A 14,871-nucleotide genomic window follows, 5' to 3' on the forward strand; every position below is an offset into this window, starting at 1 on the left:
TGGCCTTTTTCATCAAAACTGCATTTATTTTAACCATATTCTAAACCCATTTTGCACAGGTATAGCTAAATTCGTTATCAGAAACGATTCGAGAAATGAAATATAACATCCTTAGCCTGTTGTTTTTTTTAGCTGCAGTAGCCAACGCCCAAAGCACCAGTAAACCCAATATCCTCATCATCATGACCGATCAGCAAACTGCTGATGCGATGAGTATTGCCGGTAATAAAGATCTGCATACCCCAGCCATGGATAAACTGGCAAAAAACGGGGTTCGTTTTACCAAAGCCTATTGCGCACAGCCATTGTGTACACCTTCGCGCACGGCTATTTTTAGTGGTAAAATGCCTTTCGAAACAGGTTTTGTGGGTAATTCGCCTGAAAAAGACGGCTTATGGGCCGATAGCCTGTTGACCATGGGTAAGATTTTTCAGAACGGAGGTTATAAAACAGGTTACGTAGGGAAGTGGCACCTGCCAATTCCTACCAAAAAGATAAAACAACATGGTTTCGAATACATCCAGAATACTAATTTTTTAGATTACAACGATGCTGCAACGCCTTCCTTTTGCGCCAGTTTTATCAAAGAAAACAAAAACAATCCATTTCTGCTGGTAGCCTCGTTTTTAAATCCACACGATATCTGTGAATGGGCAAGGGATGAAGAATTGAAAATGGATGTATTGGAAAACGCTCCATCGCCTGATCAGTGCCCGCAACTACCTGCCAACTGGAAAATTCCGGATGATGAGCCGAAAGTACTCCGCGAACTACAAAAAACGGTCGGCCTGCGGACCTATCCTTCGGTAAATTATTCGCCGGAAAAATGGCGCCAGTATCGCTGGGCCTACAACCGTTTGGTCGAAAAAGTAGATAAATACATTGAAATGGTGATGGCTTCGCTTAAAAAATATGGCGTAGAGAAAAACACGATCATCATTTTTACCGCCGACCACGGCGATGGTTATGCTGGCCACAGCTGGAACCAAAAACAGATTTTATACGAAGAAGCAGCTAAAATACCTTTTATCATTGCCAAAATGGATGGTTCTATAAAGAGCCGTACCGACGATATGTTGGTGTGTAACGGTACAGATATCATTCCGACCATTTGTGGCCTAACCGGTGTGCAAAAACCAGCTGATTTAAAAGGTGTAGATATCAGTAAACGATTAACAAATCCTGAGAAGAATTTACGTGATACTTTGGTCATAGAAACTGATTTTGCCGATAATGATCAGCTTTTGGGAATTAATGGCAGAGCGGTAATCACCAAAGATTTTAAGTACATCGTTTATAATCAAGGCGAAATCAAAGAACAGTTGTTTGATTTGAGCAAAGATCCCGGAGAAATGAGCAACCTGGTAAAAAATACAGCTTACAAAAAGAAATTAATGGCTATGCGTGCCTATTTAAAACAATGGTGCAAAACAAACGGTGATAAGTTTACGGCAGGTTTATAGGTTTTCTCCGTTTTGATGACCAGCACTTTGCCGTAAATGATTTGCGTGAGGCCGCCTGACGCATGGGACGTAAAGGAGGTTGTCGGGCAGGGATAGCAGCGGAAAGCCCACAGCGTAGCGAGGACTTGCAGCGAATAGCCCGACCCGCAGGGGCACGCCAAATAAAAAAGAATAAAACATTAAACGCAGCAGCAGAACTGATGAAAAAAATAATCATCCTCATCTTATCCCTATTTTCACTAAGCTCTTTTGCTCAGCAGAGGCCTGCAGTTATTAAATTAACAGCAGAAAAACTGCACGCCCGTGTCCGAGAATGGCCTTATCCGGTAAACGGAATTACCGTTCCTACCAATGCGCCTGCCTTGATGTGGCCGGCCACCAATGGCAAAAATATAGTTACCCCCATGGAGAGCGGGAGTGAAGTACCCGAAGATCCAGCCATTGGCAATGTGCGCTATAAAGTTGTGCTGGCCACTGATAAAGATTTTAAAAACAATGTAATTACCGGTGCCGAGCAGCGTTGGGCAGTTTATCCTTTACATCAGGCCTTAAAACCTGGTCAATGGTTCTGGAAATACAGCTATGCTTTAAAAGGAAGTGATAAATGGATCTGGTCGCCGGTTTATCATTTTGTGGTTGATGCCAAATATGCCAATCAAAAGGTGGCGCCGCCAATCACTGAGGTCTTAAAACGCAATGAAGGCCAGCATCCCTTACTGTGGGGCATGCATCGCATAGGTGAAGATTTTTATAAAAATAACCTCCAGAATCCCGAGGCCAAAAAGTTTATCGTTTTTGCCACAAGGCTGATGGATGCACCGCTGCCTGCCGAAAAACCAATGCGGGTAATCGATACTGCAGATAAAAGTACAATAGAGAAAAAAATACTCGAAACCCGCATGTATCATGGTTTTGGCGATTTTGTAGGTAAACCGATCAGCAATCTGTGTATTGCTTATCAGTTAAGTAAAGACAAACGTTTTATTCTGGATGCCAAACGCAGGGCTTTGAACATCATCAATATGGATCCCAATGCCCCGGCCACGGGTAGCGATTTTAACAATGGTGTGGTGCTGGAAGCTTTGGGCTGGTTTTACGACGCGGGTTATGATTTCTTAAGCCCACAGGAAAAAGAAATGTTTAAGAAGGCCATTACCATACGTGCAAAACTGGTGTACGATCATTTGCCCAATCGTTTCGAACTTCATGTAAGTGACAACCACGTATGGCAAATTACGATGGCCAACCTCGCCATTGCTACCGTAGCCGTAATAAACGATGTACCCGAAGCCAAAGAATGGTTAACTTACCTGTACGAAGTTTGGACAGCAAGATTTCCGGTTTTAGGCACTACCGATGGGGGCTGGCATGAGGCTAATGGCTATTTTATGGTAAACTTCAGGTCTATTATTTATCTGTCGCAAATGTTTGGCGATTTTAGTGGTGTAAATTATTTTAACCTGCCATGGATGCAAAACCTGCCCTATTATATGTTATACACCAATCCGGTGGGGGCTGGTAATACGGCCACCGGCGATATGTGGGAGAAATACCCAACTGGTGGCAGGGGGCAGGCCTGGTTTACCGATGCACTAACTTTCAAGATTGATAATCCTTATTTAAACTGGTATGTTGACGAAGCTAAGAAACGCAATCCCAAATATTTTACCGGTACTGACGAATATCTTTTATACCGATTGCTGAATTATAAGCCTGATCGGAAATTGCAGGTAACCTCGCCAGCAAATTTACCCAAAACCCGCAAATTTGCTGATGTAGGCGTGGTCGCGATGTACCAGGATTTGGCAAATCCCGATAAAAGTTTAAGCAGCTTTTTGTTGAGCAATCCCTTTGGTTCTTCAGGCCACGGCCATGCCTCGCAAAATGCCTTTACCATTAATTATAAGGGCAAAATTATTTTCGGCGGCGCCGGATATTACAGCAATTTCAGCGACAAGCATAATTTGCTTAACTACCGTTCAACAAAATCTTATAATACCATTCTGGCCGATAGCCTGAACCAAAAACTGGGCGAAGAAGGTTATGGCTGGATACCCCGTGCCATTTCCGGCCATCACATTCAGTACGCTTTGGGCGATGCCAGCAATGCCTATGGCGATATTAAAAGCGAATTTTGGTTAAACCGGTTTGAGCAAATCAACCTCAAACCAGGCAAAGCCAATGGTTACGGCGAAAGTGGTGTAACCTTATACCGCAGGCATATGTTGCAGTTAGATGGCGGTTATATTGTGCTCTATGATGAGCTGGAAGCTGATAAGCCTGTAAAATGGACAACACAGTTCCATACCCCGTATTATACCATCAAGGCGGATCAAAGCGGCAAAGCCAACCAGCAAAATTTTACCGTAACAAACGATGTGGGCAACGTAACGGCCAGTATATTTGCCAACAGCGCCTTAAAAATGAATGTACACGATCAGTTTTACGAACAGCCTTTAAACTGGAACAAACTTACTGACGCTGATGGAAAATTGATTGAATACACGAACCAATGGCATGCCGGTATCACCTCTTTACCGGCCCAAAAATTCAGGTACTTAACCATTATACAAATTAAAGACGGAAAACCGGAGGTAATTAAAACCATTACAGCTGTGAATGGCCTGACTCATTTAAAAGTTGGCAACTGGGATATACAGGCACAACTGGATGGAAATAAAACCGCTGCCCTGCAGGTTTTTGATAAACAATTAGCGTCCTTGTTTAATTACGGAAACCTGCCTGTTGTGTATCGCAATAAAGCCTATCGTACTCAAATTAAGAACAGCAGTTTATTATTGGAAATGAAGGGTGCTCAAATGAACAAACAAGAAGTAGTGGATGAACTGCCGGATGTGGTTAAGTTCGATCCCGAATCAAAATAACAGTTCAATATGAAAATAAAATACAGCTACATGCACTAAAATATGACCCGATGCAGCTGTTTACTTAAGCTAAACTTTATGTAGTATTATTTTTTTGTAAAAACCAGTTAAACAACATCATACCTATGGATGTATTGCTGATTTGGCATTAATTAAGGTTGTTGTATGGTGCCTCTGGCAGCATCACTTGCATTAATGTCTGTTTTTTAACCAATTTAGCTTTATCGCTACTCAAGTTTTATTAAGAAATTGTTAACTTGAGGCTCCAAATCCAAATAAAAGGCCAGGTACAATGTTGCAGAGAGATATTTTAGATCGTAGGAAGTTAGCTAAACGGTTACCGGGTTTCGGCCGGTATCTGTTAACCGCAATACTTGTTTTATGTGTTTTTTCTAAACTTCATGCACAAATAAACGGCCGGCATTTTAGAAATATTTCTGTCGAAAAAGGTTTATCACAAAGCACGGTATTTGCCATTAAACAAGATACTTTAGGTTTCATATGGATAGGAACACAAGACGGGCTTAACCGCTACGATAGTAAAGGCTTTAAAGTTTACCGCCCCGTTAAGTCAGATCCGAAAAGTGTACAGTCTTATTATACGCGTACCCTTTTTATCGATCATACCGGAAGTTTGTGGGTAGGTGGCAATCAGGGTGTAAGCCGTTACAATTATGCTACTGATAGTTTTACCAATTACAAACTGCCCCGTAGTTTAGGCGAATGGTATGTTTCCTCTATTACTGAAGATCCACAACATAATATCTGGGCTACCTCTGTCGTTGGGGGTGTTTTTAAGCTGACTGCGGGCGAATCGCAGTTTAAGCAGGTTAATTACGACTCTTTTAACACAGGCATTAAAAGGGTGGTATATGTTGGAAGCTGGAAACAAAACATTTTAATCGGTACCGAAGTTGGCCTTTTTAAAATGACCGGTCCGAAAAATAAACTGGTAAAAATTGATCTGGGAACCGATAAACCCGCCATTAACGATGTATATATTGATGGAGATGTTTTTTGGGTAGCCACCGAAGGGGATGGCCTGATTCAATACCATTTCGAAACCGGAGAAAAGAAAGTTTTCATGCACTCGCCGGGGGGTAAGAGCATTGCCGATAACAATATCCGCTGTGTTGGGAAAGATACCGATGGAAATATCTGGCTGGGTACTTTTAAGGGACTGACTATTTTCGACCTCAATACCAACACTTTAGAGAATTATTACCACCAGATTTCTCAACCTTATACCATCAGTCAGAATTCGGTGCGCTGTTTTTTTAAAGATAAACAAAACGGGATCTGGCTGGGTACTTTTTACGGCGGGATTAACTATTATCATAAAAACGATATCAAATTTAACCTGCTCAGCCAGAATACAGGTAGGTTATCGTTAAATGATGAAGTAGTAAGTGCTATTAAAGAAGATTCGAAAGGTAATTTCTGGATCGGGACGAATGATAAGGGCCTGAATTATTGGAACAGGGCCACCAATAACATTAGTTATTTTTCCAATAACGAGAACAATGCCAACAGTTTAAGTGCAAATAACATCAAAGCCATCGCTTTTGATAATGATCAGAACCTTTTGGTGGGCATGCACAACGGTGGATTAAATATCTTAAATCCGAATACCGGTAATGTAAAGCGGTACCGCCATAGCGAAAATGATCCGAATAGTATAGCAGGCGATCTGGTTTATGGCATATTGAAAGATTATAAAAACCGGATCTGGATCGGAACACGCTCGGGCTTAGATCAGTTTAATCCCCAAAGTCAGACTTTTACACATATTCATTTAGACAAGGCAGGGAAAAGGCCCAGTTCAGATGATATTACCTACCTTTTTGAAGATAGTAAACATCGGATATGGATTGGTACCACCAATGGCGTTACGCTATTTTATCCGGATAATATGTTATTTGGTAATGATCTCAATAATCAGCTTCGCGATGATGTAATTAGTTGTATTACAGAAGATAAGAAGGGGAGGATATGGATTGGATCGAGAGAAGGACTGATTTTATATGATGAGAACCAGCAATCGTTTGTGACCTATAAAAACCGGAAAGACTTTATAAAAGGCACCATTTATGGTTTGCAGCCCGATAATGAAGGCAATATCTGGGTTTCTACCAACAGGGGGCTCATCCGTTACAACCCTGAAGCGAAAACTTCGCAAGCCTTTGATGAAACTGATGGCTTACAGAACAACCAGTTTAACGATTATGCTTTTTGTAAAGCCAGTGATGGCATGTTATTATTTGGCGGGATTAAAGGGCTTTCTTATTTCTACCCATCGAGTATTAAACAACAACCCTTACCTTTAAAATTAACTTTTACAGGCCTCGAGGTGTTTAATAACAGTGTAACCAGTGGCGATGAAACCAAAATACTCGAGAACCATATCGATCAAAGCACTCAACTCGAATTTGCGGCAGAGTATAAACAATTTACCATCCATTTCAATACCTTCAATTATATCTCGGCCAACAGGACCAAATACCTGTATAAATTAGATGGTTTTGATAAAGACTGGCAACATACCGAAGATTTAAAAATAACCTACAACAACCTGAGGGCAGGCAGCTATAACTTTTTAATTAAAGCAGTAGGGCCAAATGGTGAAGCCAGTGCAGTAAGGACCTTGAAAATCATCATATCACCACCATGGTATAATGCTACCTGGTTTTATCTGTTTGTTTTTATCGACCTCGTAGGCGCCAGTTATATTGCATACAGGATTATTGATCAAAGAATTAAGGCCTTACACCAGCTTAAACTAGAACGGATTGATAAAGAAAAGGTACGTTATATCAACCAGGTGAAAATGGACTTTTTTACCAATGTATCGCACGAGTTAAGAACGCCGCTTACGCTTATCCTGGCGCCGTTAGAAGAGTTGATTAAAAAGCCTTCAACGGATAAAGTGATTACGAAACGGCATGAAATGATGTTGATCAATGCTAAACGTTTGTACAACCTTGTTGACCAGTTATTCGAATTTAGAAAAACAGAAACCGGTACCAGAAAGCTAAAGGTTAGCAAAAGTGATATCGTAAGTTTTATCCATGAGGTTTACGAATCATTTAAACCACTATCGGATAAAAATCAGGTACAATATACCTACCATTCAAGCGAAGCAAAATTATCTTTCTATTTTGATAATGATGCAATGGAGAAAATATTGTTCAACCTCTTATCAAACGCATTTAAATATACCGGTGCACATAATAAAATCAGTGTTGAACTATCTACGCAGGATAATTTTGCCATTATCACCGTTACCGATACGGGCGTGGGTATTTCAGAAGATGATATTGCAAAGGTTTTCGATCGCTTTTATCAGGTGAATAACCAGGAAATGAATTTAGGTTCGGGCGTGGGTTTAGCCTTTACCAAAAGACTGATAGAACTTCATCACGGATCGATTAAAGCAGAAAGCGAACTTGGCAGGGGCAGTAAATTTACAGTTTCCATCCCGATGGCAGATGCCGTTTACCAGGAGGATGTAAAAACCGAAAATATGCGTTACGAGCTTTCGATCGTACCCGAAGAAGAGGCTATAGCCGAAAATAACCTGATGTACGCCGATCAATCTTTAACAATAGGTCTTAATGAAAACGACGGACAAAGAAGTAAACTGCTTTTGGTTGATGATAACAAAGAAATTTTAGACTACCTGCAAGATTATTTTAAAGAAAGTTATGAAATTACAATAGCTTTTGATGGTAAAATGGCATTGGATATTTTAGAGAACGAGCAGTTTGATTTGATTGTCAGTGATGTGATGATGCCCGAGCTGGATGGACTGCATTTTTGTAAAAGGCTGAAACAAAATATTAATACTTCCCATATTCCGGTGATCCTGCTAACCGCTAAAACAGAAGTAAACCAGCAAATTAAGGGTTTAGAAATGGGTGCGGATGATTATATTACCAAACCATTTTCTGTGGAGATGCTTGGCGCTAAAATTGCCAGTCTGTTAAAATCGCGCAAACGGTTAAAAGAATATTATGGCGGAAGTAAAGAGGTCGTTCCTCAAAATTTAGCATTTAATACATTAGATGAAGAGTTTTTGAAAGAAGCCATAGCGATTGTAGAAAAGTACCTGGCCGATTCTGATTTTTCAGTAGATAAATTTAGCCGGGAAATTGGTATGAGCCGTTCCAATTTATACCTTAAATTTAAAGCAATAACCGGCGAATCGGCAACCGATTTTATTAAAAGAATCAGATTTAGTAAAGCAGTTGAACTGATGCAGAGCAAACGATACACCATCGCGCAAATTACCTATATGTGTGGATTTAATTCTCCTTCTTATTTTTCGACTGCATTTAAACAGTATTACGGGTGTATGCCCAGCGAATACTTAGCCAGAGAAGATGAAATGGAGCGTTAGGATAGATGACAGCGAATTTTTGGTGCAGCGATAGGTTGAGTGGTATCATCCGATAATTATCAGATGACAGGCTTTTTCAGACCAACTAAACATCTTACAACGATCGCTATTAGTGTGTGCTTTATTGCTAAGAGTCCTATCATTTGGCCACATGTTTTAATTTGGGTTTTTATGCATTTTGCTAAGCAACTTTGATAAAGTAAGGGTGTTACCGAAGAACGCCGTCAATCCCAAGTGGCAGAAAAATCAAAAAAACAGTTGCAGATTAGAACAAATGGTACTACCAAACCTTAAACGCAGTGGTTTTGTGTTCATATCGCTGATTTAAAGCTTTCAGGGGAATTGAACACAAAACAAAGTGCTGCTGTTTTTTTGATGAGCGTGGATGGTGAGGAGCCACATTGCTGGATTGACAAAGCGCTTTGGGTACTTTGGCGCTCCAAAGTACCATGCCCCCGCGGCATAGAGCGGAAAAAAATATCTCTAAACTATGGCTTAATTTAATAGCATTGAGATGATACAAGCATATGATTTGTAAAGAACTAAATCTGCTCTTGAAAAGCTCAATAGCTATGCTTAACGATCTTGTTAGGCTAGCGATCTATTCCTGCGATACCTATTATTAAAACCATATTCACGGCAATTTAATAATTTGAAGGCCATAACACCTCTAAAATTTTCAGCTCTTTTGCATCAGCTGTAGCCGACTAGCACCCAGAACAATAAAAATTAGCACGTAAATGTTGTAGTAGCCTTATTACAAACGCACTCAAAATGTAAAAGTCAACTCGATTGAAGATTTTCTGCTTTATAAACTGCTCTTAAAAAATGCTATTTCATTAACAAAAAATTAATACCGGAGAATTTTGAAGGAATAAATCTGTTCATTTTAGATTTTTAAAAATTGTAATAATCTGATTTTTAAATATTTACCTGTCCATCTTTTTGAAATCACTTTGTATTGTTGATTTGTGTTTTTCGGGATTCACTGCATATAACTTTATCAAAAAAGAAATTCGCTTTTTGGCATATGTTAAAAACGCTAATACGCTAAACAACAATAACTAATAAAAATTAAGCTGCTCAATTAGCAAAAGTTAGATCAGCTAAAATACTGTTAATATCAGTTAATAACTAAGTGGTTTTATGTTTAGTATAAATTAACTTTGTTTAGTATTTATTTGCTATTTAAGAGTGCCGGTAAGAACCGAACCACCTCTTTTTTTTGAGCCACAGCTGTAACCGACAACACATCCCAACAAACAACCAAAACAAACCCATAACAAAAAAACTATGATTAAAATTTACTTTTCCAAAATGTCATTCACAAATGTTCAGTTAAGCAATGCAAAAGTTGTAGGCCGGATATTAATGATAAACGAGCGCCTTTCTTAGTGAAACATTAAACAGACGGGAGATTATGGCATTACAAAATCCCGGCAATTAACCGCCGGTCTTAATCTACACAATCAAAATTTTTAATACTAAATTTTATTTAAAATGGTTAAAATTTCTACAAGCACTATAGGTGTCTTGTTTTTATCTGTTTTTGGAATTTCTATGGCTTTTGCCAGCCCAGCCAGGGAGACTGTTATGGGTAATCGTTACCTGATTCAACAGCAGGATACCACAAAGAAAACCAAACAACTGGATACCATAGGAGAGATGATGAAATCCCTCCTCAGGTTCAATAAACTAAAGGATACCCTTGATGTAGCGAGGTCGAAAAATGTTCCAAACCTTTCCTTGCAACAAATGGTAAAGGGCAATTTGGCTGGTGTTTATGTACAGGAAACATCTGGTGAGCCCGGAACCGAACAAAGTATGATCGTTCAGGGACCATCATCATTATTATTCAGTAAAAAAGATAGGTATGCATTACAGCCAGCTGTTTATTTAAATGGTGTGCCGCTTGCACAGGATCATCCCTTTGCATACGATGTGCAAAAATATGATTATACCCGTATCGGCCCGGCGAATAACCTTTTATCTCAGATTAACATCGATAATATTACGTCGATTGTGGTGATTAAAGATCCATATGAATTGGCTAAACTTGGTCCGAATGCTGCAAATGGTGCCATTTATATTACCACAAAAGGAGCAAGGAGTGGTAACCGCGATATTAGTTTTAATTCGTATTACGGTTATGTAACCCCTCCGGCCATAGCACCCACCAATGGTGTTTATGATAATAACTTCAGAAGGCCCTTCTATCAGAAATATGCGAGCACAGCAAATTACAATACCTATGCCAGCTATTTAAGGGATTCTACTAATCTGGATTATTTCGGGCCATCAAACTGGGACAAACAATATTATCAAACATCACCCACTTATAATGCTAACCTGGGGATTACCGGTGGTTCTGAACGCGCTAATTTTAGGTTTTACGGTGCGGCAACTCAAGATGCCGGGAATGCCGATAATACTAAACTTGGCCGTTATAATTTATCAGTTGGGATCAATATGGCGCCATTTAAATGGTTAACGGTATCGAGTGCCATAAACGCAATCAGGTTAGACCGTAACCGCAATCGCAGTTTACGCGACCGTTTTGCCGAAACACAGTATATTCCCGATTTATCTAATCCGCTATCACCTAATTCTGATAGCTACGGTGCTTACCTGAACATCGTAGATGGCAGTACCGATCTGAATAGAACCACCGGGATAAATGGTAACCTTATTTTAAATGCAAAACTTAAGCGCTTAACCTTAACAACCTCCTTGCTTGGCGACTATACTGAAGGCATCAGAGATGTTTTTTTACCTTCAACACTATTGGCGGGAATCAGTTATGTATCTAATTATTTTGGTTACAACCAAAGGTTAATACTCGATAACCATGCTGCTTATCAATTCGATTTAGGCAGCACTAATCATCAGTTAAAGGTTGATGTTGGACAAACATTTCAATCTGATACCTATAAATATAATTACGCCAGAGGTTATAATGGGCCAAATGATTTTATTAAAATTATTCAGGTTAACGGTAACTCAAACGCAGGCGATTATTTAAATGCTTACGGGGATTTTTATGTTTTCAGGTTTTTAGACAAAGAGCGCAGTAGTTTGTTCTCGCTTTATGCAAGTGGAGAATATAAATATAAAAACCTTTTTAGTTTTGATGCCATTTTGCGCCGCGATGGTTCATCGAACGGACAGCCAGATAGCCGCTGGTTATTTGCACCCTCATTTAGTGGTACCTGGAGCATTAAAAATCAGTTTTTATCAAAGAACACTTTCTTCAATGCCCTTGATCTGAATGCCGGATGGGGTCGTACCGTGCGTCCGTTTGTTGATGACCGTTTTGCCGCAGGTCCGCAATATACAACTGTTAATGGCTGGGCAGATGAACCTACCTTGCCAGGTTACGGTACCTTTATCGGCGTTGCCCGTCCATATGGAACAGGTTATGTAGGTTACAATATTCCTTTACCAATTTCTGACAGGACCAACCTTACCCTTTCTGCTACCATGTTAAAAGGGAGGTTAAGTGCTGCTGTCAGCGTATACAACCGTGATGATAAAAGGCAGGTGATTAACTTACCGGTACCACAGGAGTTAGGTTATATTACCGAGTATAAATCAGGTTTAACCATCAATAACCGTGGCGCCGAACTCTTAATTAATGGTACACCTGTACAAAATAAAAATGGCCTTAGCTGGTCAACAGGTTTTAACATCAATTACAATAAAAACAAAATTGGCGCATTACCTAATGGTTTAGAGGAGCTGATTTATCAGAACAATAAGTTAAAAGTTGGGGCATCATCCAGTGCCTATTGGTTGTACACCAACAGTGGCATCTACAATACCGATGCGGAGGTGCCTACCAATCCGGCAACTGGTCAGAAAATGACCTTTAACGGTATTACTTTAAAAGCAGGTGATCCGAGATGGGTTGATTATAATAATGATTACCGCATTGATATAAATGATAAAGTAATTACCGGTGATCGGTTGCCAAAAGTTATTGGTGGCTGGAACAACACTTTCAGTTACAAAAAAATCGATGTTAATTTCAATGTGTTTTTTGCGCTTGGACAAAAAGCAATAAACCAGTATGATGCCGCCCGTTACGATTTTATTAATCGTGAGTCTGCAAATAACATTAATTCAGTTAGAGAAATTACCGCATGGCAATCATTCGATAATGCTAAAAGCTACCCGATTTATAATCCTTTCAGTTCTGTAGTGCCTTATCGTGAAGATCAGGACCTGTTCTTAGAAAATGCCTCCTATGCTAAACTGAGATCGGTAACCATTGGCTATGATTTTAGCGGTATGCTTAAAAAGAAATCTACAATTAAACGGGCTTACTTATATGCCACCGGAACAAACCTGCTTACCCTTACCAATTTTTCGGGAGTAGATCCGGAGCTGGTAAACTATAACGGGATGTACGATGGTGCAAATATCACGATCCCTAAAACATTTGTATTGGGCTTTAAACTTGATTTATAATCGATAGTAAGAAATCATGACATTTAATTTAAAACATAACAGCATTTACCACAAAAGTGTGATTGCTTTTACGCTGATCCTGGTATTGCTTGGTGGTGCATGCAAAAAGATTGATGACACACAATCTACCAGGTTGCAGAAAGAAACAGATTCGTGGAAAACCATTGATGATGCCAAGGCCAATTTAATCGGCATGTATGCCTTAATGCGGAATGCATTGGCCTCAGATAACGGCCACTGGTTAATGGGCGATTTAAGAAATGGCGATTTCGCATCAACCAACCGTGCAGATTTGCAGGCCATTGTAGAAGGGAGATTGAACGCTTCTTATCCTGTAATTAATAGCCTAACCAACTGGAGAAGATTTTACGCCGTAGTAAATGCCACAACGATATTTATAGAGCGTTCATCGCAAATTGTGAAATCTGACAACAGATACACTCTGGCAAATAACAATGTAGATATTGCCCAGGCAAGAGCTTTACGTGCTTTTGCTTATTTCTATATGGTACGGATCTGGGGCGATGTGCCATTGCTGACCACTACTCATGATGGTGATTTTATTAAAGCCCCGAGAGCTTCTAAAGAAAGAGTATTATCGTTTTGTAAATCAGAATTACTGGCTGCTGCACAGGTTGTACCTTTTAGATATGGCGGTACTGACGTAATTCTTCCGGGTGCCTACTATGGCCTAACGGTAAGCACCGATCCAAATTGGTATGGTACATTAATGACCCGAATTTCGGTTTATTGCTTGTTGGCACATGTTACCGCCTGGCAGCAAAATTACCTGGAAACAGATATCTATACCAAGTTTGTATTGGATAATTACACACAGCTGGTAGAACCAGGGGTTACCGATTACAATTGCAGATACCTGACGATTAATGAACTTACGCTAAATGTGCGTACCAATGAAACGCAGCAGGTTAATCCATTTGCCTATAAACGTGCCACCCAGTTAGTTGGTTACTCTTTTGAGTATGGCTATGGCTATTCATCGGCCAACGGGCATATTGAGCAGTTAACCTTAGCTGCACCATTTGTACCTAAGGCACAACCGGAGATTTATGTCCCTAAAGATAGTATTCGCAAAATTTTCACAAACCCATTAGATCTGAGGTTTAGTGTTGATCCACAAACGGGCTTATACAGAGAAAATTATTTTACGCAGTATGGTACGCAGCGCCCGATGTTCAGTAAAGTGAAGATCATTGAGGCGGTGGCGAATACCAGCGATTACGCCGTATTTTCTTCAGCAGTATTATTTACAAGATTAGAAGAAATCACTCTGTTAAGAGCAGAAGCACTAGCCGTAATGGGCCAGAGAGATAATGCAATTGTCGCGCTAAACAAAGCTGCAGCATTAAGAGGTTACATTCCGTTTCCTGATGGTTCCACTAAAGATTTAATTAACGAAATTTTTGCTGAAAGAAGAAGAGAGCTGATGGGAGAGGGCTGGAGATGGTACGATTTAGTCCGTTACAACAGGATTAAGCGAACCAATGGAACTTTCATTACCAAGAACGGACAGCCTTTAACTTTTGCACAGGCCGAAAGCGCAGGTGCCATTTACTGGCCGGTTTCGCAGGATGTAATCAATGCCAACCCAGGCATTACACAAAATAATTTCTGGCAATAATCTAGCATATCA

Annotated in this window: 5 protein-coding genes; all 5 read left to right on the forward strand. The window is 40.0% G+C overall.

The features are described 5' to 3' along the window. Window positions 1-95: 95 nt before the first annotated feature. The 5 genes from AC07YT_RS10595 to AC07YT_RS10615 all read left to right on the forward strand — a co-directional run bounded on the left by AC07YT_RS10595 (window position 96) and on the right by AC07YT_RS10615 (window position 14,859). Entirely contained in the window at window positions 96-1,463 is a 1,368-nt protein-coding gene (locus AC07YT_RS10595; protein ID WP_086546748.1) for a sulfatase family protein, read from the forward strand. Window positions 1,464-1,663: 200 nt separating this feature from the next. Continuing rightward, window positions 1,664-4,348, forward strand: a complete 2,685-nt coding sequence (locus tag AC07YT_RS10600; RefSeq protein WP_086549350.1) for a DUF4962 domain-containing protein — start codon at window positions 1,664-1,666, stop codon at window positions 4,346-4,348. A gap of 292 nt (window positions 4,349-4,640) precedes the next feature. Then, entirely contained in the window at window positions 4,641-8,747 is a 4,107-nt protein-coding gene (locus tag AC07YT_RS10605) for a hybrid sensor histidine kinase/response regulator transcription factor (protein ID WP_086546747.1), read from the forward strand. Window positions 8,748-10,247: 1,500 nt separating this feature from the next. Then, complete coding sequence (locus AC07YT_RS10610; protein WP_086546746.1) at window positions 10,248-13,217, forward strand: SusC/RagA family TonB-linked outer membrane protein; 2,970 nt, start codon at window positions 10,248-10,250, stop codon at window positions 13,215-13,217. Window positions 13,218-13,233: 16 nt separating this feature from the next. Then, window positions 13,234-14,859: a RagB/SusD family nutrient uptake outer membrane protein gene (locus tag AC07YT_RS10615; protein WP_086546745.1), complete on the forward strand. Its 1,626-nt coding sequence runs from the start codon at window positions 13,234-13,236 to the stop codon at window positions 14,857-14,859. Window positions 14,860-14,871 lie beyond the last annotated feature (12 nt).

The organism is Pedobacter sp. GW460-11-11-14-TSB4 (assembly GCF_059423705.1).

What these genes read in the sequence shown, in the direction of transcription:
- AC07YT_RS10610 (WP_086546746.1), top strand. Translation starts at nt 10,248, where the DNA reads ATGGTTAAAATTTCTACAAGCACTATAGGTGTCTTGTTTTTATCTGTT.
- AC07YT_RS10615 (WP_086546745.1), top strand. Translation starts at nt 13,234, where the DNA reads ATGACATTTAATTTAAAACATAACAGCATTTACCACAAAAGTGTGATT.
- AC07YT_RS10595 (WP_086546748.1), top strand. Translation starts at nt 96, where the DNA reads ATGAAATATAACATCCTTAGCCTGTTGTTTTTTTTAGCTGCAGTAGCC.
- AC07YT_RS10600 (WP_086549350.1), top strand. Translation starts at nt 1,664, where the DNA reads ATGAAAAAAATAATCATCCTCATCTTATCCCTATTTTCACTAAGCTCT.
- AC07YT_RS10605 (WP_086546747.1), top strand. Translation starts at nt 4,641, where the DNA reads ATGTTGCAGAGAGATATTTTAGATCGTAGGAAGTTAGCTAAACGGTTA.